Source organism: Paenibacillus sp. GD4 (genome assembly GCF_030846225.1).
Classification (GTDB): domain Bacteria; phylum Bacillota; class Bacilli; order Paenibacillales; family NBRC-103111; genus Paenibacillus_G; species Paenibacillus_G silviterrae.
The window spans coordinates 1-23,331 of record NZ_JAVCYK010000002.1 but is presented as its reverse complement, the minus strand read 5'-3'; the positions used below and the strand labels follow the sequence as shown (position 1 = coordinate 23,331).

General features: G+C 53.0%; 15 protein-coding genes. 5 read left to right on the top strand and 10 right to left on the bottom strand.

Annotated elements, in window-relative coordinates:
* Window positions 1–17 precede the first annotated feature (17 nt).
* From RAC89_RS23500 to RAC89_RS23480, 5 genes are all read right to left on the bottom strand, one after another.
* Entirely contained in the window at window positions 18–908 is an 891-nt protein-coding gene (locus tag RAC89_RS23500; RefSeq protein WP_306616190.1) for an RNA polymerase sigma-70 factor, read from the bottom strand.
* Window positions 886–2,208 carry an FAD-dependent oxidoreductase gene (locus tag RAC89_RS23495; protein WP_306616189.1) on the bottom strand — a complete coding sequence of 441 codons (1,323 nt, stop codon included), beginning with the start codon at window positions 2,206–2,208 and terminating at the stop codon, window positions 886–888. The genes RAC89_RS23500 and RAC89_RS23495 overlap by 23 nt, the downstream gene beginning before the upstream one ends.
* 104 nt (window positions 2,209–2,312) lie before the next feature.
* The gene (locus tag RAC89_RS23490; RefSeq protein ID WP_306616188.1) at window positions 2,313–3,548 is read right to left on the bottom strand and encodes an aminopeptidase; all 1,236 of its coding nucleotides are present in this window, start codon (window positions 3,546–3,548) and stop codon (window positions 2,313–2,315) included.
* A gap of 201 nt (window positions 3,549–3,749) precedes the next feature.
* The gene (locus RAC89_RS23485) at window positions 3,750–5,117 is read right to left on the bottom strand and encodes an aldehyde dehydrogenase (protein ID WP_306616187.1); all 1,368 of its coding nucleotides are present in this window, start codon (window positions 5,115–5,117) and stop codon (window positions 3,750–3,752) included.
* A gap of 728 nt (window positions 5,118–5,845) precedes the next feature.
* Entirely contained in the window at window positions 5,846–6,103 is a 258-nt protein-coding gene (locus tag RAC89_RS23480; protein WP_306616186.1) for an aspartyl-phosphate phosphatase Spo0E family protein, read from the bottom strand.
* A gap of 200 nt (window positions 6,104–6,303) precedes the next feature.
* On the opposite strand from RAC89_RS23480, the gene RAC89_RS23475 reads away from it, so the two are divergent.
* The 3 genes from RAC89_RS23475 (at window position 6,304) to RAC89_RS23465 (ending at window position 15,594) form a co-directional block, all read left to right on the top strand.
* Window positions 6,304–6,945 (top strand): methyltransferase domain-containing protein, encoded by a 642-nt coding sequence (locus tag RAC89_RS23475; protein ID WP_306616185.1) that lies wholly within the window; start codon window positions 6,304–6,306, stop codon window positions 6,943–6,945.
* Window positions 6,946–7,108: 163 nt separating this feature from the next.
* Window positions 7,109–13,900, top strand: coding sequence for a DUF7507 domain-containing protein (locus tag RAC89_RS23470; RefSeq protein ID WP_306616184.1), 6,792 nt, complete (start codon window positions 7,109–7,111; stop codon window positions 13,898–13,900).
* Window positions 13,897–15,594: a hypothetical protein gene (locus RAC89_RS23465; RefSeq protein ID WP_306616183.1), complete on the top strand. Its 1,698-nt coding sequence runs from the start codon at window positions 13,897–13,899 to the stop codon at window positions 15,592–15,594. Before RAC89_RS23470 ends, RAC89_RS23465 begins: the two co-directional genes overlap by 4 nt.
* A 105-nt stretch (window positions 15,595–15,699) precedes the next feature.
* On the opposite strand, the gene RAC89_RS23460 is transcribed toward RAC89_RS23465, so the two are convergent.
* Window positions 15,700–16,467 (bottom strand): sugar phosphate isomerase/epimerase family protein, encoded by a 768-nt coding sequence (locus RAC89_RS23460; protein ID WP_284645354.1) that lies wholly within the window; start codon window positions 16,465–16,467, stop codon window positions 15,700–15,702.
* Window positions 16,468–16,528: 61 nt separating this feature from the next.
* Window positions 16,529–17,035, bottom strand: coding sequence for a class I SAM-dependent methyltransferase (locus RAC89_RS23455; RefSeq protein ID WP_306616182.1), 507 nt, complete (start codon window positions 17,033–17,035; stop codon window positions 16,529–16,531).
* A gap of 224 nt (window positions 17,036–17,259) precedes the next feature.
* On the opposite strand from RAC89_RS23455, the gene RAC89_RS23450 reads away from it, so the two are divergent.
* The gene (locus tag RAC89_RS23450; RefSeq protein ID WP_306616181.1) at window positions 17,260–18,021 is read left to right on the top strand and encodes a YheC/YheD family protein; all 762 of its coding nucleotides are present in this window, start codon (window positions 17,260–17,262) and stop codon (window positions 18,019–18,021) included.
* Between the two features lie 27 nt (window positions 18,022–18,048).
* Here RAC89_RS23450 and RAC89_RS23445 read toward each other — a convergent pair whose 3' ends face one another.
* Window positions 18,049–19,839 (bottom strand): stalk domain-containing protein, encoded by a 1,791-nt coding sequence (locus tag RAC89_RS23445; protein WP_306616180.1) that lies wholly within the window; start codon window positions 19,837–19,839, stop codon window positions 18,049–18,051.
* Between the two features lie 21 nt (window positions 19,840–19,860).
* Window positions 19,861–21,573 (bottom strand): stalk domain-containing protein, encoded by a 1,713-nt coding sequence (locus RAC89_RS23440; protein ID WP_306616179.1) that lies wholly within the window; start codon window positions 21,571–21,573, stop codon window positions 19,861–19,863.
* Window positions 21,574–21,742: 169 nt separating this feature from the next.
* Here RAC89_RS23440 and RAC89_RS23435 point away from each other — a divergent pair, with 169 nt between their 5' ends.
* Entirely contained in the window at window positions 21,743–22,252 is a 510-nt protein-coding gene (locus RAC89_RS23435) for a DUF421 domain-containing protein (RefSeq protein WP_373430046.1), read from the top strand.
* Here the strand turns inward: RAC89_RS23435 and RAC89_RS23430 are convergent.
* Window positions 22,227–22,736 (bottom strand): metal-dependent hydrolase, encoded by a 510-nt coding sequence (locus tag RAC89_RS23430; protein ID WP_306616177.1) that lies wholly within the window; start codon window positions 22,734–22,736, stop codon window positions 22,227–22,229. The genes RAC89_RS23435 and RAC89_RS23430 overlap by 26 nt on opposite strands.
* Window positions 22,737–23,331: the final 595 nt, after the last annotated feature.

Here is a 23,331-nt window from a genome sequence, read left to right as displayed (position 1 = left end):
TTAACATGATTATGGCTTTACGAATTCAGTCGCTCCAGCTTATCCGGGTTAGAAACCAGGTAGATCCCGCTGATCCGTTCCCCTTCCAGGGCAAACGAAACCACGTATAACACTCGATCCTCCAGCATATACACCAAACCGGGAAGACCGTTCACCTGGTCACTCTTGACCTGCATGCCTTCAGGCAGCTTGGATGCCGTACCTATAATGAAAGCGACGATCCGCTCCGGCGTCAGGATCGGCTTTAACGCCGCATTCACCTTTCCGCCGCCGTCCGAAATCAGGATCGCATCTTGCGTAAGCATCTGCAGCACTTTAGGAACATTGCCTCGTTCCAGCGCTTGCCCAAACTCCAACAAGATGCTTCTTGCCCGCTCATTATCCTTCGTGTCGGGAGGCTTCACATCCTGCTCCTCCCTAGCTGGCATGCCCTGCCGCGCCCTGCGGTAAATTTGACGGCAATTGGCGGAGCTTTTTCCAGTGATCTCTGCAATCTCATCGTAGCTGAAGTCAAACGCCTCACGAAGCACGAATACCGTTCGTTCGGCGGCATTCAGCTGCTGAAGCAGCAGAAGATAGGCCGTATGAATCGTATCCTTGCGGATGCACGCATCCTCCGGGCCTGCGTTCGTTAGCGGCTCCGGCAACCACGGTCCGACATAGGACTCCCGCTGCCTTCTGAGCTTGCGGATTCGGTCGGCACAAAGATTTGTGAGAATGCGGCACAAATATGCCTTGATATGAGTAACCGGCTCCCCCTGCACTGCCGCTGTTTGCTTAGTGCGCTCACTCCAAGCCAAGAAGGTTTCTTGTACGATGTCCTCCGCATCCGAAATACTTCCAAGCAGCCGGTATGCTATGGAAAATAACAACGGCCGATACGTCTCATACAGCTGATCGATTTGCATTCCTGCCTCCTTTCGACTCCTGCCCGAGCAGTGCACCGACCGCTCTCTTGGCGCTGGCGGCCGATGCGTCAGCCAGCAGCTCCCGGTGCCCGGCCCAATCCCCCGCAACATACAGACCAGGCATTTCAGGTACGGCGGGTCCGGGGAGCTCTGTCCGTCCGATATGCGGGTGGTCATGGACGACGGTCATGTGCGGTAAATGCTGCACTGCGGCCGTCTCTTCTCTCCAGCCCGGCTGGAGCTGCTCCATGATGTGTTCCATATGCCGTTTGTCCTGTTCGGTTTGAGGCTGATCCGCTCCGTGGTACTTGAGCAGCGAAACGGCAAGAAGTCCATTATCGTTAAGTGTAGCGGCTCTCGATTGATTCGTAAACAGAAAAGGTGAATCGACTCCCATCACGAACTGAACGCGCGGCTGTGTGAGTCTGCGCATGACCAGATCCAGGCAGGCAGCCGTAACAGGCTCTGCTTGACGGCGCCACACGTCCAAGGAGGTACGTTCCGCCCCTTCAACGATCCGGCAGCATTCTGCCGGGGGAATGGCCAGAATGACAGACTCTGCCTGTACCGCGTCTCCATCCGCGAAGGAAACGGAATAACGGCTCGTTTCCGCAGCTGCAGCCGGACTTACCCGCCGCACCGTCCTTCCAGTTACAGCAGTAACCAACCCGGTTCCTTTTGCCGTTAGATGAAGCCGTTCTATCATCGTCTGCCATCCGCCGTGAAGATACAGCACACCTCCTTGCAGGACATGCCGAAGCTGCCGAAGAACAGGGCCGGCCAGCTGGATATCGGGACGATGGGCGTAGGTCGCGGTTCGGCACAGCGTGTAGAACAAATGCCGAACCATCGGCTCACGAATGCTTTCCTCCGCCCAATCGGCTAAAGAGCCGGCAGGCAGCATGCTGTCATTCATAGACTTCACGTTCATCATCAGCTTTGCCAGCTCAAGCTTCCCGGGCCAGGACAACAGCCTGGAGGAAAGAAGCGACAGCGGCGAGCCCGGGAGCATATAAAGCTTGCCGTTGCAGCTGGCATGCCCCCCTGCTTCAGGAACCCCTCCTTCCAGCTCGATTCCGAGCTCCTTCAGAACGGCCGGAAGCTCTCCGTCCCGGTAGACCGCATGGGCGCCCAGGTTTAGCGCCGTCCCTTCCTTAATGACGGTTGCTGCCCTGCCCCCGAATGCCGCAGCCTTCTCCACCAGTAAGGTGCGCTTTCCGTTCTTTGCGGCATAAACCGCCGCGATCCAGCCTGCCAAGCCTCCGCCGACAACGACAACATCCCATTTACTTTGATTCAATCGAATCCCCTCCCTTGTTTTCGCAAATAAGTCGTTTGAGGCCTCTTTTTTGTGACAAAAAAAAGAGGCAATCCGCAAAAAGGATTGCCTCTTTTGAAATTTCACTACAATGTCGCCCAGTTACCGCTGCGGAATACCGGCTCAATTGTTCCGTCCGGCAGCTCGCCGTCGATGTCCAGCTCACTCGAACCGATCATAAAATCGACATGGGTCATGCTGATATTAGCTCCCCGTTCAAGGAGCTCCTCCTTCGTCAGCTTCGTTCCGCCTTCGATCGTAAACGGATAAGCGCTGCCGATCGCCAGATGGCAGGAGGCATTCTCGTCGATCCCCGTGTTGTAGAACACGCGTTTCGTATTGGAAATAGGGGAGTCGTGCGGCACGAGCGCAACTTCACCTAAGTACAAAGCACCTTCATCGGTCTCAAGCAAAGCTTGAAGGTATTCGCGGCCCACCTCGGCTTGGTAATCCGTAATGCGCCCGTTCTCGAAGGTAAAAGAGAACCGGTCCACCAGTCGGCCGTTCAGATTGAGCGGCTTCGTACTGGTGACAGTTCCGTTCACGCCGAGTCGCGAAGGCATCGTGTACACCTCTTCGGTCGGCATGTTGGCTACAAAATACACACCGCTGTCATCGGTTGTACCTCCGCCATGCCAAACATGCCCCTCGGGGAGCTCGATCGAGAGGTTGGTGCCTGGTGCGCGGTAATGGAGCTTTTTGTATTTTTTCGCATTAAGCTTCGTTTTCACTTCCGTAAGGGTACGGATATGCTCTTTCCACGCTTCCACCGGGTTTTCCTGATCGACCCGGTTCATATGCAGCAAGGCTTCCCACATCGCACTTACTTGCTCAGACTCCGGCAGGTCGGCGAACACTTTGGCCGCCCAGGCGCGGGTCGGAGCCTTAACCAGACACCAGCTGAACTTCTTGTTCCGAACGTAGCCTTGAAACTTCTGCCGGGCCGTCGAGGCAGCTCTGGTTGCCCGGGTTACCCGATCTGACGGAATGCCCTTATACAGCTCCGGATCGGGAACCTTAATGTTCAGCAGTGCGCCCCCGCTCTCTGCGAGCTGCTCCATCATACCGGCCGTCCATTCCGGATAATAATCGAAGGATTCCTCCGGAGCATGTGTGAAGCGCAGCCGGGTCACCTCTTCGTCATCCCATTGCACCTGCACGTATTTTGCTCCGGCCTCATAAGCTTTTTTTACTACTTTTCTGGTAAAATCTGCAACCTCCAGCGGCGATTCAATCAGCAGCACCTGCCCGGGCTGAATATTCACTCCGATCCGAACGACAAGCTCGGCATATTTTTCAAGACTAAGATTCAATGTGTCCATATACACTACACTCCCTATGTAGTAAAGTAACGATAATTGCAAATCGATTTATTATACCATAGGTTAATTAATAAATTGTAATCAAACTGAAATATAGCTATCATCGATCCTTAACATAAATGGGCTATACTTCTTTATGACCCCCTTTTTCATTATATATATCTTTAGACCCGCAGCCCGTTGCTGTGGGTCTCTTTTTTTCTACCTTAACAACCGCTTCAGGAGGCTCATCGCCCTCTCCGTTCGACCATACCTTATGCTGATATCGAACCGCGTAGTCTGCTTGAGTACCCCTTTGGCATGAGAGAAGGCATCAAAGCTGAATTTTCCGTGATAGGCTCCGGTGCCGCTAGGCCCTACACCGCCGAAAGGCAGATAAGGAGATGACAAATGCATAATCGTATCGTTAATGCAGCCGCCTCCGAAAGAGATTCGTTGAATTACCTTCTCCTGCACCTCCGTGCTTTCGGTAAAAAGGTATAAAGCAAGAGGCTTCGGTTGTTCAACAACCTGCGCTATGGCCTCCTCCAGATCGTCATATTCCAGAATAGGTAAAATCGGGCCGAATATCTCGTCCTGCATTACCCGCGAGCTCCAATCCACCTCCGTGAGAAGGGTCGGTTCAATTCGTCTTAGCTCAGGAACGGAGCGTCCTCCATAGACCGGCACCCCATCTTTCAAGTACGCAGTCAACCTCTCGAAATGCCGATCGTTCACTATCGCAGGATAGCGGCTGCCGTCCGCCAGTACATCCCCATACATCTCACGGATTTGCATGGACAGCTCCTGTACGAGCCTGTCCCTCACGCTCCGGTGTACCAGAACATAATCCGGAGCGACACAGGTCTGCCCGGCGTTTAGAAACTTTCCCCAGACAATCCGCTTCGCAGCCAGCTCAAGCTTGGCGTCGTTGTGAACGAGGGTCGGACTTTTGCCGCCCAGCTCCAGTACGACAGGTGTGAGATGCTTGGCGGCCGCTTCCATCACGACCCTGCCGACCCCGGTGTTGCCGGTGAAAAAGATCAGATCGAAGGCCTGTTCCAGTAGCTCTGTGCTGGCCTCCACTCCTCCCTCCACCACTGCAACATATTCCGGATCGAACGTCTCCTTGCAAAGGCGGGCGATCAGCGCCGACGTATGCGGGGTCAGCTCGGAAGGCTTGAGAATAGCGCAATTGCCCGCTGCTATCGAACCGACCAGCGGAGCGAGCGCCAACTGAAACGGATAATTCCAAGGGGCAATGATCAGCGAGACGCCTCGCGGCTCCGGGACAATGAAGCCGGCAGAACCGAGCAGGGCCATACTGGATGAGACCTTGCGGGGCTTGGCCCACCGTTGGACATGCTTCATCGCGTGCCGGATTTCAGCCAGCAGGAAGCCGACCTCCGTTACGAACGTTTCGAACGGCGGCTTGGCAAAATCCTTCGCTAGCGCTTCCGTCACCTCCGCTTCCGACCGTTTCACCAAGTCATATAATTTTTGCAGCTGCCCGGTCCGGAAGGAGACCTCCCTGGTTGCACCGCTGCGAAAGTACGCCCGTTGTTGGTTGATGAGATTTGATATATTCAAGCTTCTTGAAGCCCCCTGTTGTATGGTTTTTCCTACTATTGTGCATCACGGAATAGCGTTACTATACTTCATCTTCTACCGGTCATCAAACTCCAAGTATGAACAATCAATTAAGTCAACATAACAACTTATTATCGGACTTCAAGTTAAAGCTCTTGAAGCCTCCGTTAAGTTCTTTGATCTGAGCATTTCTGCAAAAATGCAACTATCATTCATGATTTCTACCAAAATGGAACAGATTTCTGCGAATAGTCACAATTGATTGACCACATTCCTCGTGTCCGGCCAAAATGCTCTCTGAAAGTTGTGTTTTAGCACAAATCTTTTCCGAGCCAGGGTTGAGCGCGTATATTTCTGCACTTTGGCACTTTTGCGGTTCGAGGTGGGACCACTGGTCTCCCTGACTTCGACCTGCCTCTCCGCTTCATAAAGCCGCAGGGGGCCCCTCCCCGGAACAACTGGAAGGAGCTAAACAAGCCGGAATCCGCGGGGCGTCCAATAACGTGTATTCCGTGAAGGATAAATAAAACGATTGAATAGTCGGCCATAGCTGGAGCACCTGAAATCTGAACAACCAAGGGGCGGTAAACAAATAACCGGCGAACGACGCATTCCATCGCTTCAATATTGTCGAACTCCTGACCACGCCTATGCCTTCGCTGCAACGACAGGTATTGTAGACTGTGTATCCACCGGGATCATACGCAAAAAAAGCTCGATGCCCCGACTTAAGCCGGATCAACGAGCTTCTTTTCCTTCATCACAACATAGGTTGTTCGCATTACAGCAGGACGTGCAGCCGGTGCGGCGATCCGCTGGCCGGCCCTCTCTTTCATCAACCTTTGCAGCCGAACAATATAGACATCCAAACGCTGGCTCAGCTCGATCACATCATGATCCAGCAAGCTGCCTTTCTTCAGCGCCAATTCGACCATTTGAACCCGCAGCTTCTCTATGATGTGGTTCAAGCAAAACTCCGACAACATGTACGCGCGCTCCTTATTCAACAAGTATGGTTAGTATAAGACAGCGAACGAGCAAAGTTTGTCAAAGCCTGTCGCTGCAAACGTGAACATTTTGTTAACATTATTTCGATCGGGAGAATATGACATGCTCTGCCATACCCTGAACATATACTTACATATGCTTATACACTAGTCATAATAAGTTGCGGGAGGATGATACGATGAAATTGGATCTTGGATGCGGGGCGAACAAGCACTCAAACTTTGTCGGACTGGATCGATTGTCACTTCCGGGCGTCGATATCGTCAGCGATATGAATGAGCCTCTTCCTTTTCCGGATAACTCGGTTGCCTTCGTCATGGCCTCTCGCTCCTTGTCTTATGTCAACGATTTGCTCGCTGTGCTGTCCGAAATCTACAGAGTTTGTCATCACAAAGCCATTGTCTGTATTTTGGCACCCTACGCCCACCATTTTCGCCATATGTCCAATCCTTATGTAAGGCACTCGTTTGACGAAACGACGCCTTACTATTTAACCAACGATTTTTTTCAGCCTGATATCCAGCTTAGCTGCCCGCCGGTGATGGATTATGCCGCGCCGGCCCCATTTGACTTCCGGCTGCTTCGCATGGAGCTGTTCTACGAGCCCAGCTACACGACAGGCTGGTATGATGCCGAGGAATTAGAAGCGCTACGCAGCTCCCAGCCGAATGTTGTGCGAGAAATCATGTACCATTTTCTAATCGTAAAGGAGAATATTACGCGCGATGAGTTAGTGTGGTACAGCAGACAGCCGCATTTCGAGCCTTCCTGTGTCGAAACGTTAAGACAGGCCCAATATCAGCAGGGACAGGACACGTGAACCGCATCGATACCGTTCAACCCCAAAACTATGTTTCTATTGGAAATGCGACCTTTATTTTCCTTGTAACAGACGATTACGATAAAAGGGTCCTCCGAACCCGCAATAAACGGCGATAAAGCAATTCTACGAAATGTATCTAGCAATTTTATCGTGGACATACATGAATCTCGACCATCACCAATATGCTTTATCGAAAATGCTGTCGAACCTCAGGCATGTTTTCCATATCAAAAGGGAGGTGCTCCGCATTGCTCTTGTAGTCAGAGCCACCCTGAACGCAACGGGTGCCATTACCTTTACCGGCAACACGCTTGGACTCAGCAGAGCCAATCAGGAAGGAGCTCCTGGGACGAACGATTCGATTGGAGCTTTTATCACGGTCAATACCGCATTGCGCCATGGCTCCTATCCACTAGGAACGACAAGCGTCTACTTGAACAACAGCTCCTCCGCTGTCCTGGTGCTTCCCGCCGGAAGCAGTGTCTTGTATGCGGAGCTGATTTGGGGAGCAACTCACATCGTAGGCAATACGAACTTGTCGAGCGTCATTAACAATGCGGTCAGCTTCACTACGCCGACGGGCAGCTTTAATGTAAGCCCGGATCCTGCAACGAGCAATGAGTTTGAGCTGGCCGCCGGTGCCTCCGGCTATGTACGGAGCGCCAATGTTACTACCCTAGTTCAACAGGGCGGTGCCGGCACCTATACGACAGGGAGGGTTGCGGGCATTATTGCGGGAAGCAATGATCTGCCCGTGAATGTAGCAGGCTGGACGCTCGGCGTCATCTATCAGAACCCAACACTCCCCTTCCGCAATATGTCGCTTCGGGCCGGGGCTGTTCTGGTGCAGGCGAACTCCACCCCCATCACGACCACGCTGACAGGCTTTGCCACCCCAGTTAGCGGCGTCCTCGGCGGTCGGGCTTTATTCAGCTCATTGGAAGGCGATGCCACGCGGACCGGCGACCAAGCCTTGTTCGGAGCTACGACAAGCGCGCTGGCAGCCCTGTCAGGGCCTAACAACTTGGCAAACAATTTTTTTGCCTCGCAAATTAATAACGACAGCGGAAATCTTGATACGACAGGCACCTTCGGGACCCGGAACCAAACGAACGGCAACCCGGGAACCAACATCTCCGGTGGCCGGCAAGGCTGGGATATTACGAACGTAGACATCTCCGCCAGGCTGGTCAATAATCAAACCTCTGCCGTACTGCGGCTGACCACCTCCGGTGACGCCTATGTCGTCAATGCCAATGCCATCCAGGTCGATATTAATGCACCCCGCATTACCGTAACGAAAAGCAGCAACTCCTCCGGAGCCGTCGTCGGGGATATCCTCACATATACGGTTACGGTGAGCAATACCGGCACGGCGAATGCCGCCAGCGTCGTCTTGTCCGATGCTTTGCCAGCCGGTACCTCTTTTGTGACAGGCAGTGTGATAGTGGGTGGAGCCGCCCGCGTTTCTGCGGACATTCAAGCGGGAATTCCGTTAGGCTCACTTGCCGTCGGTTCGTCCGTAACCGTAACCTTCCGTGTCCAAGTATTGCAAGCTGCGGCTGCACAAAAACTGGTGAATCAGGCGAACGCCGCCTTTACGTTCCAGAGCCTTGCCGGCGGGCCTTCAATTACCGGAGTGATTCCTTCTAACGAAGCATCGGTTCAAGTGTATACACCGATCATCACGCTCCGGAAGACGGCAAGCGCTGACTTAGCGACGGTTGGCGAAACGATTACTTATACCGTTCTTGTCAGCAATACGGGAAGCATCGGCGCCAGGGTCTTGCTGATAGACAGCATACCGGCGGGCGGCGCTTATGTCAGCGGTTCGCTCCAAATCAACGGAGCCCCCGTTTCCGGGGCAGAACCTGGAAACGGGGTCCCTATCGGCACCGTACCTGCAGGCGGTTTCGTCACGGTCATCTTCCAGGTCCGTGTCGAGTCCGTTCCTACTCCGCCGCAGCTGACGAATCAAGCCTCTGCGACCTACACGTACCAGCCGCCGGACGGCCGTACACTCAGCGGCAGCGCCGCATCGAACGCGGTTGTAACACCGGTCGCGCTTCCGAACATCACAATACGCAAATCGGTAAATCGGACAGCCGCTGCCGTCGGTGAACAGCTGGCCTATTCATCCGTCATAACCAATAACGGTGTTTCCGCCGTATCTGATGTTGTTTTTCTGGACTCGCTGCCGAACGGGATTCGTCTCGTACCCGGTTCCCTTAGCTTGAATGGCGTTAGCTTGCCGTCGGCCAATCCTGATGCCGGTGTATACATCGGCAACCTTGATGCCGGAAGCTCGATAACGGTTTCCTTTCAAGTCCTAGTAGAGTCCGTGCCGACGTCTGCAGCCGCAGTCAATGAATCCCGCGTCTCCTATCGAAGCGGAAGCTTCTACGGTCAATCCGTATCCAATTCCGTGGTTACCTCCATATATCAGTCTGTGATTGAGGTTACCAAAAGTACAACCGTCGCTAACGCTGTGGTCGGACTTCCGGTACCGTTCACGATGGTCCTACGCAACACCGGGAGTCTCCCTGCGAATGTAGTGCTTCGGGATCCTCTTCCTTCACAGACAGCCTTCGTCACGGGCAGTGTCCTCGTGAATGGCAGCTCACGACCGGAGGCCTCTCCGGTCGACGGAATAGAGCTTGGTTCGCTTGCTGCGGGCGCCTCGGCTACCGTCACATTCCAATCTGTTCTTAAAGAGTTTCCGTCGTCTTCTCGACTTTCCAACCAGGCTGTTGCACTTTACAGTTATGTGCTTCCGGACGGACGCACACTGTCTGGGTCAAGCAGTTCGAATGTGCTGGAGATCCGTGCCTCCGCTCCTGTCGTTACCATTATGAAAGAGGTCAACTCGACGGAAGCGGCCGTTAACGATGTGCTTCGTTACGTACTAAGAGTTACAAACAACGGCTCCTCGACCATCACGGATGTGATTGTGACTGATACACTGCCTGCGGAGCTTTCGGCACAGCCAGCCCGGATTGCCGTGAATGGGCTTCCGGTAACCGGCGCGACACCGGCAGCAGGAATCCCGATCGGTAGTATAGCGTCCGGAGCAACGGCCGAAGTGGTCTACGATGCAAGGGTAACCTCGCTGCCCGCCTCCGGCATGGTCGTTAACGGAGCAGCCGCAAGCTACTCTTCCGGCACCTTCCATGGTGTCTCTTACGCAGCACCGGTGACAACGCCGGTGTATACCCCCTTGATTCAGGTATTGAAATCAGTCAATAGCGCTGCGGCCATCTTGGGGGATACGGTCGGCTATACGTTTATCATCAGCAACACCGGCAACATTTCGGCCGATGTTGTGCTCAGCGACATCTTCCCAAAGGAAGCTGTGTTCGAGCCAAATAGCGTTATCATCAACGGGATACCCACACCCGGGGTCCATCCCGAAGCAGGGATCACCTTGACCGCCATCCCGGCGGCAGGACCATCTATCATCACTATGGTAGCGCGCGTTACATCCCTCCCACCCGGCGGACTGCTTACAAATGTGGCAAAAGCCACCTACACATACACGCTGCCAAGCGGAAGACAGGTTACCGGAACCGCAAGCTCTAATCATGTCGCGATTCCCGTTTCTTTCCCGAACGTCTCCATTACCTTGAGTACGGATGCCGTTAGCGTTGCTAGGGGAGATACGATTACGTACACAGCGGTGATAACCAATACAGGGACTTCCGCTTCGGCCAATGTTCTTTTTTTTAACAGCCTGCCACCGGGCACTTTATTTGTACCCGGCAGCTTGACGGTGAATGGCGCTGCACGCCCTTTCGCAGACCCAGCTGCCGGTATTCTGATCGGAACCTTGGCGCTGGGCGCCTCGGCAACGATTCAATATGAGGTGAACATCATCATGCCTACTCCTCCTGACATTCGAAACCAATCGACGGTCAGCTTCACAACGGGCACTGTCTCCGCAAGCTCCAGCTCCAATGTTACGGTTACCCCCGTTACTCAACCGGTTATCGCGCTCCTGAAAAGTGCGGATACGAATAACGCTACCGTAGGGGATACTGTAGTCTACACGGTTCAAGTGAGCAACAGCGGAAACCTTCCAGCCGAGATAACCGTCTCGGATACAATCCCGGCAGGCACATCATTGATTGACAATAGTGTCAGCTTGAATGGCAGACCGTTGCCCGGAAGCACCCCGTCCTCGGGCATTCCCGTTGGTACGGTATCCCCGGGCCAGACCGTAACAGTACGTTTTTCCGTTGTTATCGAATCTTTGCCTTCACCACAAAGCCTATCGAATGCGGCTGCAGCCGCCTTCACCTTCACGACGCCGGACGGACGAACGGAAAGTCGCTTCACGAGCTCTAATACGGTTACCTTCCCGGTTTCCGCGCCTAACGTTACCGTCAGTAAAGCTACGACGGTAACAGAAGCCATTGTGGGAGATACCATCCCCTATACCGTTACTATTACGAATAACGGGGTATCTCCCATCAATAACGTCGTATTCTCCGATCCGATGCCGGGCAGCACCTCCTTCGTGCCCCGAAGCACGGTTGTTAACGGTACGAACCTGCCGGAGGTTTCGCCGCCGGAAGGCATTCCGATCGGCAGCATCCCCCAGGGCGGATCCGTTACCGTTGCCTTTCAGGTCAGGGTTGATCAAATCCCCCCTTCAGGGGTCATTACTAACCGGTCCTCCGTCAGCTTCACCTCGGGAGCTTTGTCAGCTTCTGTTTTTTCTAACGATGTCACGGTCCCGGTGTTTCAGACAAATTTGACAGTGATCAAGACCGCCGATACCCATAACGCTACACAAGGCGATACGGTCGTATTTAGGATTCTCGTAACCAATTCAGGAAATCGGGCCGCACAGGTGACGGTTACGGATTCGATCCCCGCGGGCACAAGCTTTGTTACGAACAGCCTCCTTGCAGGTGGCACCCCTCTACCCGGGGTGAGGCCGGACAGCGGCTTTTCCCTAGGCACCGTCGAGCCCGGTAGGACAGCAAGCGTATCGTTCGCCGTAGTCATCAACGAGCTCCCGGCTAACCAGCTGATCGAGAACAGCGCAGCAGCCCGCTTTACCTTTACAACACCCGGGGGACGAACACAGAGCGGATCGGCCCTATCGAACACGGTTACGTTCCCCGTGTCCGCCCCGAATGTAAGTGTAGTGAAGAGCACCACCCGAAATGTTGCAGCGGTCGGGGATACGGTTCCTTACACTATCGTCGTAACGAACAACGGGAACGCGGAGGTAACGAACCTCATCTTAACGGATGTTCTTCCGCAAGGAACGGCTCTTGAATCGGGGAGCGTTACGGTCCAGGGGAACACTGTCGGCGATGTCCTAGGTAACGGCCTGCCGCTTCCTTCCCTTCCGCCCGGCGGCACCGTTACCGTCACCTTTGCGCTGCGAGTTACGGAACTCACCCGTGAGGCCGTAATTGACAATCGGGCAACCGTCAGCTTCAGCTCCGGGGCATTCAACGCGCTGACTGTTTCCAACACTACCTCTACAGACGTGGTTCAGGCCATTGTCAATGTGAATAAAAGCGCAAACCGTTCCGTCGCTACGGTCGGCGATACGCTTGTATTCCGTTTGTCTGTTGTTAACTCGGGGAATACCGAAGCAGTCGTCAATCTGACAGACACGATCCCGGAAGGAACGTCCTTCATACCGAACAGCGTCGTCGTGAACGGCATTCCGCTGCCGGGAGCGAGCCCGGAGGACGGTATTCCGATAGGGACCGTTGATCCCGGATTTACGTCTACGGCTTCCTTCGCTGTCGAGATCAACCGGCTTCCGGACAATCAGCTTATTACGAATCAGGCAACCGCAGCATTCGCCTTCACCCTACCGGACGGCAGAGAGCTGACGGGTACTTCCGTATCGAATGTGCTGAACATTCCTGTATCCGCACCGAATGTGAGTGTAGTGAAGAGCACCCCCGCTATAGATGCGGTAGTTGGCGATTTGATCCGATATACGGTTGTTGTTACGAATAACGGGATAGAACCAGTCAACAGTGTTGTTCTGTCCGATCCAGTGCCTTTCGGAACTGAATTTGTTGCCGGGAGCGTAACGGTCAACGGATCGGCATTCCCAACCGCCAATCCACAAACAGGCATTCCGATCGGAACCATCCCTTCCGGCGGAAGTGTGTCCGTAGACTTTACCGTTCGTGTTACGGATGAGCAGCCGATTCCGTCGGAGCTCGGCAACCAGGCCAGCGTCAGCTTTACCTCCGGCTCCTTCTCAGGCAGCTCGATTTCCAATAGGGTAACCACTCCTGTCTACCAGCCGAACATTTCTATAGTTAAAAATGCCAATCGAAACAACGTAACGGTTGGCAATAATGTAACTTATTCCTTCCTTGTCCGAAACAGCGGCAATATTCCCGCCGCCGTCATTTTGCGGGACGCCATTCCGGCTAACACAACCTTCGTGGAGAACAGTGTGATCATCGACGGCAGCCCTCGACCCGGTGACAACCCGGCGGACGGCATTTCGGTCGGCACCATCGCCGGTGGGGATACCGTAGAGGTCACCCTGACGCTCCAGGTTTCCGTCGAGGCCCTTCCGTCGCCTCAGCAGGTGACCAATCAGGCAACGGCCGAGTTTACATTTGTTCCGCCAAGCGGCCGAAGCATCAGCGGCTCGGTGCTGTCGAATCCGGTTGCCGTTCGCGTTTCCGCACCGGATGTCACGGTAATAAAGAGCTCTAGTCGGGACAATGCGATTGTAGGCGATACGATTGTGTACACGATTCGAGTCTCTAATAACAGTAACGATAACGTTAACAATGTCGTCCTCACAGACCCCGTGCCGGAGGGAGCCCGTTTGGTTGCGGACAGTGTAGCGGTAAATGGTGAGCCACGTCCGGGGGACCGACCGGATTCAGGTATTCCGCTTGGTACCATCGCACCTGCCCAGTCGGTTGTTGTAACCTTTGAGGTGATTATAGAATGAAGCAGGAGGGTCGACCGAAGAAGACGATATGGAATCAAACAGTGGTCAGTTTCAACACCGACCGTTACCGCGGGCAGGCCTACTCCAATGTGGTCCAAACGTCCGTTGTCGGCCCGAAGCTTATATTGGAAAAAAGCGCGAGCGAGGCAGCCCCCTCACTCGGCAGTGTGATCACCTATCGATTGAAGCTTTCCAATCTGGGGGATCGGGAAGCGGAGGCAATTCTCTTTGATGCTCCTCCGCAGGGCACCGAGCTACTGGCGGGCAGCCTTAGGGTGGGAGACCTCCCGAGTCCTAACGGTGATCTTCGGGAGGGGATCTCCTTCCCCTCCCTTCAACCCGGGTCATCGGTTGAGATCAGTTTTATGGTCATTGTGAAGCATTTACCCGGCTCCGGCGCCGGTTCCGGTTCTAGCGGAATCACCAATCAAGCAAGAGCCATCTATCGATTCATCGCCCCTGACGGGCGTATCGCAAGCGGAGAGATTTTGTCCAATCGAGTCACGCTGCTCCCGCGTCAGCCTGCCGTTCGTGTTCTCAAGAAGGTCTCCAGCACACACAGCTTTCGTGGTGATTTGCTTACCTATACCATTGAGATAATCAATGACAGTAACTACAGGATGAACCGGGCCGTGTTGAAGGATATACTGCCGGACGGTATACAATGGTTGCAGGGCAGTGTCAACATTCAAGGCAGCTTTCATCCGAGAGCTAACCCCGCTAAGGGGATCGAGCTTGGTTCGCTCGACGCGGGAGCAACCCTTACTATAGCCTTCACTGCGACGGTAACCGCCTTAATTACTGCTTCTTCAGAACCGCAGCGAATTACAAACCAGGCCCGTGTCACTTACCGGCATAAGGATGAGCACCAAGCCGTCTTCTCCAATCCGGTATCGGTTCACGTATGGAATGGCGAAGTGCGCATTCGCAAAAGGGTCAATGCCGAGGAAGCGGCCGTGGGAAGTCAGCTCCGCTACAGCTTTGAAATCGAGAACCGGGGGAACCTCCCGGCCGTGCCGAAGCTTTTCGATCTTTTGCCTAAAGGCACCTTATATGTTTGGGACAGTCTGGAGACAGACCGCAAGCCAAGCCTTCGGGAACACCCCGCCAAGGGGGTTGTCCTGCAGCCGCTGCAGCCGGGAGACAGGACTGTGGTTACTTTCTTGGCTACCGTGACCGATGCGAGTGAGGTCATCAGCAACAGCGCCTCCGTAGAAACGACTTACCGGCTGCCCGACGGCAGGACCATGACGGATTTGGTAAGGTCCAATGTAGTGCATACTCACGTCATCCGTCCGGTATTGTACTTAAACTTGGCGGTACAGCCTGTTGTTGCGGAGCCATGTATGCCTGTAACGGTCCGGGCCACGCTGACGAACCGCGGCAACACCGCGGCGGACGTGATGGTGTACGACCTCATCCCGCAGGACACGACCTGGATTCCCGGAAGCCTCCGGATCTCCGGGGTACGGCAATCATATACGGCTCTTGTGGATGGCGTTTCGGTTGGTAGAGTGGCCCCAGGGGATGACATCGAAATCATCTATGAGGTTGCTGTCTCCTGTCATCCTGCAAGAGATACGATTGAGATACGGCTATCCGCTGCCTACCGCTATCTTGTCGGAGATGTGACCTATGAGAGCCTGATCTACTCCAACCCAGCCCGCATCCTAATCGGATATCATGAAGAGTAGCTTTCTCCATCGATACGTAAAGACAAAGAGCACATTCTGCTCCCGCCCCATTTCGCTGGCGAGAAAGAAAGTGCTCTTTTTTTTATCCACCGATGCATGAAGCTATTAGGCCTCAACACCCATGCTTCTCAAATTCGTGAAGCTGCGCTGCAGACAATCGAACGGGTCGGCACCGTAGCATTGATCCTGCTCGACGGCGCCCCACTCTACGCCGATCTCCTTGCAGGCTTCCAGAATTCGTGCGAAATTCATATTTCCTTCGCCAACCTCGGCGAAGCGCTGCTCCCGTGCGTTTACAGCCACCATGTCTTTCAAGTGAACCACCTTCATCCGGTCGTCCATTTTGCGAACCCATTCCGCAGGGTCGCCTCCACCCGATTGAATCCAATATACATCAATTTCAAAATCAACGCATTCCGGATCCGTTTCCTGGAACAAAATGTCCATCCCTGTCCGCCCGTCGAATTTGGCCATTTCAAAATCATGGTTATGGTAAATAAACTTAAGTCCGGCGTTATTCAGCTGTCTTCCGATCTCGGTGGCTTTCTTGGCGAACGCTTCGTAGCCTTCCTTGCTTCCCCGGAACTCTTGAGGCATGCCGCCGAGGCCTACGTACTTACATCCCCATAAGTGATGCTTCTCGATGACTTGATCCATTTGCTCTGTTAGTTCTGCGTACCCGATATGCGTTGCACAAATGCTCAATCCTTCGCGGTCCGTCAGCTCTTTGAGCGCTTTGGGATCGATAGGTCCCACACCGGACACTTGCACTGCGTTATACCCGATGGCTTTTACCTTCTTTAACGTTACGGCGATATCCTCCGGCGTCTTAAGATACTCCCGAAGCGTATACAACTGTGCTGCCAATCTCACCTATCTTCACTCCTTTGTCAAATGGTAGCAATCTTAGTACAAGTACACATAAATTATACGCTTACATTTCCTTTTCGTCGATATGCGCGTATACATAAATTTTTGTACGGTATATATCCTTGCATGTGATCACCCTTTGTGCTTCCCATCCGGGGATGGCAAAGAAGATACTGATCACGTATGCTCCGGGTGGCAGCTTATCGCGGAGAAAGCCGCTAAGCTTCTTCATAGCCCCCGGAAACAGGTAGCACACTACGGCAGCCGCCTCCCCATAGGGATAAGCATACAGGTCTCCGTAATGAAAGTTTATATCCTTGTATACCTCGGGGTGAACACGCTTCAGAACGGCTGCCATGAGCCACGAGACCCCCAGCGGAATCAACGAATTTTCGATGCCGATCATGCGTATTCCCCGAAGCCGCCTTTGTAAAGAAAATGCCAGAGTCCCCCAGCCGGAGCCTGCTTCAACGATCGTTCCGCGAATACCGAGCCGGCCGACCTCTTGGGCTACCGTCCGGCGGACGAGAGAGGATGAGGGCATGGGGGAAATCCCGTTTTTCCAGCTCATATATACCAAGGAAACAGTCATAACAAGCATAGCTCCCGGCAGCAAACCCTTTGCGGTCGTATACAGCAGCTCAAGCATGATGTCCGGTCAACTCCCGTTTGATTCGTATTCAACGAATTGTACCATCTGCATAGGGGGAAGTCCAACCCCTCCTTCTAGTGTCCGCATATGAATATATAGATTACGATTCACTATTATAAGAGGTTAAGGAGATGCGCAAAGGCATGATTAGAAAGCGTCAGTGGCATGTCAAGGACAAGTGGAGCAGACATCTGGGACTGGTGGGACATCGCGGACTTGCACGACATATTCCACCAACGCGTCCGCTCAGCCGCAGCAGCTTGAGTACGTATCTAAGCAAATATCGTGTCAATTACGTCAAACCGGTTTTCGGTTCGTTCGGCAACCGTATTATGAAGGTTACCAAATCGGGCTCCCAATATCTGGTGCAGCGGGAGCAGCAGGCTCAGCTCGTCGCGCCGAAGAAGATATCCAAAATCGTGTTCGGGCACACGAGGGGCGGACGCTTCTTAATTCAAAAAGGAGTATCCTTGGTTAAGGTGAAGGGACATCCTGCGGATTTCCGGCTGCTCATGCTGAAGCCGAAGGATAAATGGCTATGCATGGGGATTATGGGCAAGGTCGCTTCCGGTACTCGGATTGTTACCAATTACAATCATGGGGGTAAGGCCATTCGGTTCCGGGATTCTCTTCGACTTGCCGGACTGTCACCCAAACAAATTCGTCAGGTACAGGCACAAATGATTCGCGTAGGATTTATGGCGGCGAGAAAATTTGAGAAGCGTTATAAGCACTGCCGGAGGCTGGGCATCGATTTTGGCATTGACTCTCAGCGCAGAGTGTGGATCATCGAAGTGAATACGAATCCGTTCTATGAGCTTTTTCGTCATCATGAGGATCGTACGCTTTATCGAAAGATCGATCGTTATATGAAAATCATCAAAAGAGAACAGCTCAGCTACTGACTCGTAGCTGAGCTTTTTTCCTGCTTTTCACTTTTTATCCAGCGGGTATAGAATAATGTCGATCGGGAAAGCCGAGCCCGATGCAGGTGAGAACTCGAGGTCAATGGATTTCTCCGTTCCGTTCGTCCTCGCAATAATCGTATAACCCTGGTAATCCATCATGACCCCGGAAGCCGGTACTTGGATAATGCGTCCGTTCACCTCAAACGGTCCCTTAAATACTCCTCCGCGAGGAAGCACAAGAACGGATACGGCTGGGGGCGCATCGATGTGAATTTTGTAGACCACGCCATAGTTCCCCAGATTGAGTGACGGTTCTTTATGGAAATAATCAAAACCGGTGACGAATTGGTCCGAGGTGCCGTCGCCAATGGCAAAGCTGGACGGCTTCTTCACGGTTGAGGCATCGATGTTCCAGATCACCTCGGAGCCGCTGAACGTTCCCCGCACATTGCCGCGATAAGGCAGCTTCGGATAATGGGTTAAATCGTTGATATGATCCTCATGCTCCATTGCGACAAAGGAGAACAATACATCCCCATCCGTTTCGACGTCATACATGACGTTCATTCCCTGACCCGGATAGAAGTCCGGCATCATTTTATAATAAGCCTCTTCCTGCGGACGAAGCACCATGGACTGCGGTTCGCCACGGGCTTGAAGGAAATCGATCGTCGGCTCGTTGCCCATCAGATTGGCATAAATTGTTGGGTATACCTCGCCTTGATTCGTCGTCTTGATCTTGACCTCTCGGTCAGGATTTAGATTACGCACAAGAATCGCGAATTTCATCCTCCGATCCGTACCGTTCACATGCGTGGCGTAGAGACGGGCCTTGCCGTTTACCTTCTCCTGATACAGGAAGCCCTTGCCCTCGAAGGTTTCCGGACTGTCACTCACGATTAGCGGCCGGTCGGTCGGCTTCTGCTCCTTATGCTCCAGCTGCGGAATACCGCGAAGGTACTTTCGCAGCTCCGCCTCTTCTTTCCTGACGTACGTTCCCACAGGCGCGTGATAAACATCATGCTCGAACTCATTTAAATAGGGCTCGTCCAGTACAAGTATGTTCTGGGAATACGTCTCGCTGTAGTTCCCCAGACTATCCTGCACGGTTAGGGATACCTTATACAGCCCCGGAGTGTAGATCACGTCGGCATTTCCGATCCAGTCGCTGGACTTCAGCGCGGTTCCCTTCGGATCGTAGCTTATATTCGTATAATGGATCGGCTCACCGATCCGGTAAGCTTCCTTGTCGACGGCAAACTTCGCAACGGGCTTTACATTGGGCATGGCATCATTCGTAAAGAGCGTACGATCCGCCGACGGCTTCACATACTGCAGCTCCATACGGCTTAGCTCTTTATTGAATTTCGAGTGAAAAGCGATCCATTGCTCCAGCCATGTGATATCCAGATACAACCGGTTCTCCTGAAGCAAGGCGTTCTTGCCCCATGGCTGCTTCTCGCCATTAATAAAGAAAGACTGCTCCGTCAGAGACGCCTCAAGAAATACCTTCGGTGTCGTGATCTGAACCGAACCTGTGGACTCGTTCCATTGGACGGGAGTGCCGAACAAGCCCGGCAGCTCCACAGCAGGAATATAATGCCGTCCCTCGCGCTCGACGAGCGGAGCTTGCATTTCCAGCTTGACTCCGTTACTGTAGGCGGTTTTCTCCAAAGGGTAGAGAAACATTTGTTGATGCTCCGGAACGGCAGCTGCTGTGGTGCTTGCAGCCGCCGCGTGCTGCTGACTGACGAACGCCCCCAGCAGCAGGGAAGCGCCAAGGCATAGTATGAAGGATTTATTTTTGCTTATCATAACCGTTAGTCCTGTCCTTTCCTACCTTTTTTCTTCCAGCGGGTAGTAAATCCATTGTGCGGAAGACGTGCTTCCCGGTGCAGCCATCCATTCGATCGTAATTTCCGCCTCAAGGCCCGTAGAACGATAAATGAGTAGAGCGCCGTCCTGCTCCGTTAGACCGCCTTCGGGCAGCTGCATAACCTTGCCGTTAACCTTCAACGTTCCATTCACAAGACCGTCGGGGGCTCTCAGTCCGATCGCCGCTTTACTCGGGAAGGTCATTCGCATCTTGTATACGGTACCTACATTCGTAGCATCAGGCGCCGGCGTAGTCCATTGGGATACCGCGGTCAAGTTCTTCACGTAGGCTTGGAGCTTTACTTCCGATGCGCCGGTACTCGAAGCAACTACTGCATCAGTAACTGCTGCATAAGTAGGAAGGGCTCGGATGGAGTCAAACTCCCCTGTCACAACAAAGCCGGCCTCCAATGGCCCGTCGCTTTCCATATCCTTTATATGTATAAAGCCTTGTCCCGGTTGAAGGGTGTACCGCTGTAAGGTTACTGTCTCGCCAGGCTTGACCTCGATCGATTGATCAAGTGCGGGCTCGGTCATAAAGCTTGCCACTGCCGAAGCTGCAGAAGCGCCATGAAACAAGGTCGGTCCCCCCATGCCTTGTTTGCTGACGGAGATGTGTCGTGTTTCCGTAGGATTCGGGTTATGCAGAAGGATGGCGAACTGCTTGGATTCCTTTACTCCAAGAACATGATGGGAATACAGCCTTACTTTTCCATTGATAGTTTGCTTCTTAAGCAACCCGCTCTGCCCAATGGTATGATTTACGCCGCTCACGACCTGAAGCCTCTCGTTCCGCTCGGTAATCTCGGAGGATATCGCAGGCGCGTCGGTTAAGTTCCGCTTCCATGCCGCACTGCTGAGCTTGGCCAAAGTACCCACCGACTTCGCATACCAAGGGAATTGCTCCTCTGTCAGGAAGGTATCGTTCGTCACCTTGACGCTTTGCGTAAACGGCTCGCTCCACAGACCGCTCCCATCGCGCACCTGCAGCGTTACCGCGTGCGTACCTGGCTCGAAGAAGGCGTCCTTCTGACCGATCCAACGGTACTCCGGCAAGCCCTCGGCATCGGCATCATAGCTCAGATCGACATAGGCTACCGGCTCTCCCTTGCGATATTCGGCCTTATCGGTAACGAATTTGGCAATAGGCCGAGAGTTCGGCTGGATGTTCTCGGTATACACCGATTCACGGTAAGCCGTCTTAGTCGGCCCGGTATAGGTAAGCTCCACCCTGCTCGGGTTCGGCTGGTACACATAGGTCACTCCCATATAGGGTGCAATCCAGCTCAGCTTTACTAGCAAACTATCATTCTGAATGATCGACGTTTCTTCTAAAGGTACGGAGATCCCGTTAACCGAGGCCGTTGCCCGGTTCAGATCCCATTCGATATAAGCATGTGGTGCCGTCAGTCCGATCCTCCGGCTCTCCGCCTTCCATGCCATGGTCATACCCAGCTGCTCGCTAACCCAACGAATGGGCACGTAGAAGCTGTCGTCTACTATGACCGGAGCTGTAGCTAAAGTCGTCTGAAGGCCGCTCACTTCCGCCGCGGTCTCGCTATCCTGCAGCTTGAGCTTGATGGTGGTGCCGGACACTTGAGCATCCGCCGCTTGCCCCTGTGCTGCAAGCAACCCGAGCAGCAGGGCCGTTGAAATCAAGTATTTCTTGTTCAAGCGAAATAACTCCTTTTACTAGTAATAGAATTGCCGGTAAGCCCACTGTACCAGAATTTGAGACAAAAATCATCCCTTCCCAGTTGAAGGGACTTGAGCGTTAATATTAGAGGATTTTGGTTATCCTATTTATGGTAATTATTCTTATCATCAAAGGAGATCCATCCTAATGTCACCCTATTTAGAAGTTATCCTAAGGACCATATTGGCTTTTTGCTGGTTGTGGGCATACACCAAGCTCTTAGGTAGGCGTCTCATCTCACATAGCTCTCACCATTTATTTGTACTTTCTATGACCTTAGGAACTATAGGCGGTAACATGGCCTTCAATATCAATATCAAAATGCAGTATTTTTTACTATCGCTTCTTCTTATCAGTGGTATCGGCTATAGCTTAATGCAGCTGTCTCTCAAAAGCCAAACGGCGCGCAAGCTGATTTCCGGAGAGCCGGTAGTCATTATTAAGGACGGTCTCCTTGTTGAGGAGAACCTCCTTAAATACAAATATTCCATGGAGGCCTTAGAACAAGGATTACGTGGTAAGGATGTTTTCGATGTTAAAGAGGTGGAGTATGCAATCCTAGAAATCAACGGCGCGCTGTCCGTATTAAAGAAAAAAGAATATCGAAGCCTCACCCCCAGGGATTTGAACCCTAGCGATTCCCATACCACTGGATAACTTCCTGACCGAGAAGCAAGACGCCTACGAAGATAAGACCCCAGCGAAATATAACCTCCGCTGCGGATCCCGTTTCGATCGCAAGCCATTTGGGCAGCAGCCTAATCTTGAATGGAGCGGGCCACAGCAGTCTCACCCCCTGCTCGTTGAGTAAATCAATCAGCGGATGAGTGGCATAAGCGAACAGGAACGTCCAGAAATAGAAGGACGGCAGCGGTATAGCCAGAACGGTTAAAGCGAGAAGGAAAACAAGAGAATGCGTCAACGTTCTGTGCTTGATTTGGAGAAACCTGAGCAAGGCGGACAATGGAAAAAAGAGCTTTGCCATGACGGACCCCGGTTTATCTATGTCGGCTAACGGACCGGCAAAGCAACCGATCAATACACCGGCAGCTGCTTCCCATGAAAGGATAGGTACTCCTGATTGTAAAATAACGAGCTCCGCGGCGAGCACTCCGGCAACACCGTGTGTTTTTTGCAGCAAAATAAGAACCTCCGTTCGGTGATCTAAGCTCCATTGTATCATATTACTTCACATCGAATAATAGTGCTAAAGAAGCTTTCTCGTAGTAGCGCTGCCGAACACCGGGCTTATCTGTTCTTTTGCCGTGTGGCCCGTTTATTCGCGTTTTATCGCACTTTTGCAATTGCGGACCCTTTTCGCGCCACCTCCGCGTCTCAAGTTGCAAATTTGCGATTGGACCATTCTGTTTGCTGCTGGCAGCCCGCTTGTTCCCTCTTATCGCACTTTTGCAATTGCAGACCCCTTTTCGCGCTTCCTTCGTGCCATTTGTTGCAAATCTGCAAATGGACGATTCTGTTCGCTGTTCAGCGGCCCGCTTGTTCGCCTCTTATCGCACTTTTGCAATTGCGGACCCCTTTTCACGCTTCCCACGTGCCTCTAGCTGCAAATCTGCAATTGGACGAATCTGTTCGCTGCTCAGCGGCCCGTTTCTTCGCTTCTTATCGCACTTTTGCAATTGTAGACCCCTTTTTGGAGCTAGACTAGAAAGTAGACACACTCTATCAGCGACCTGGTACAATAAAATAAACTAAAAGGTCGAGGTCTGTCATGGGAG

Bases quoted from the DNA above. Each gene is read 5' to 3' on its own strand.
- RAC89_RS23470 (WP_306616184.1), top strand. From the start codon at position 7,109: ATGAATCTCGACCATCACCAATATGCTTTATCGAAAATGCTGTCGAAC.
- RAC89_RS23475 (WP_306616185.1), top strand. From the start codon at position 6,304: ATGAAATTGGATCTTGGATGCGGGGCGAACAAGCACTCAAACTTTGTC.
- RAC89_RS23480 (WP_306616186.1), bottom strand. From the start codon at position 6,103: ATGTTGTCGGAGTTTTGCTTGAACCACATCATAGAGAAGCTGCGGGTT.
- RAC89_RS23490 (WP_306616188.1), bottom strand. From the start codon at position 3,548: ATGGACACATTGAATCTTAGTCTTGAAAAATATGCCGAGCTTGTCGTT.
- RAC89_RS23435 (WP_373430046.1), top strand. From the start codon at position 21,743: ATGTCACCCTATTTAGAAGTTATCCTAAGGACCATATTGGCTTTTTGC.
- RAC89_RS23465 (WP_306616183.1), top strand. From the start codon at position 13,897: ATGAAGCAGGAGGGTCGACCGAAGAAGACGATATGGAATCAAACAGTG.
- RAC89_RS23500 (WP_306616190.1), bottom strand. From the start codon at position 908: ATGCAAATCGATCAGCTGTATGAGACGTATCGGCCGTTGTTATTTTCC.
- RAC89_RS23450 (WP_306616181.1), top strand. From the start codon at position 17,260: ATGATTAGAAAGCGTCAGTGGCATGTCAAGGACAAGTGGAGCAGACAT.
- RAC89_RS23445 (WP_306616180.1), bottom strand. From the start codon at position 19,839: ATGATAAGCAAAAATAAATCCTTCATACTATGCCTTGGCGCTTCCCTG.
- RAC89_RS23455 (WP_306616182.1), bottom strand. From the start codon at position 17,035: ATGAGCTGGAAAAACGGGATTTCCCCCATGCCCTCATCCTCTCTCGTC.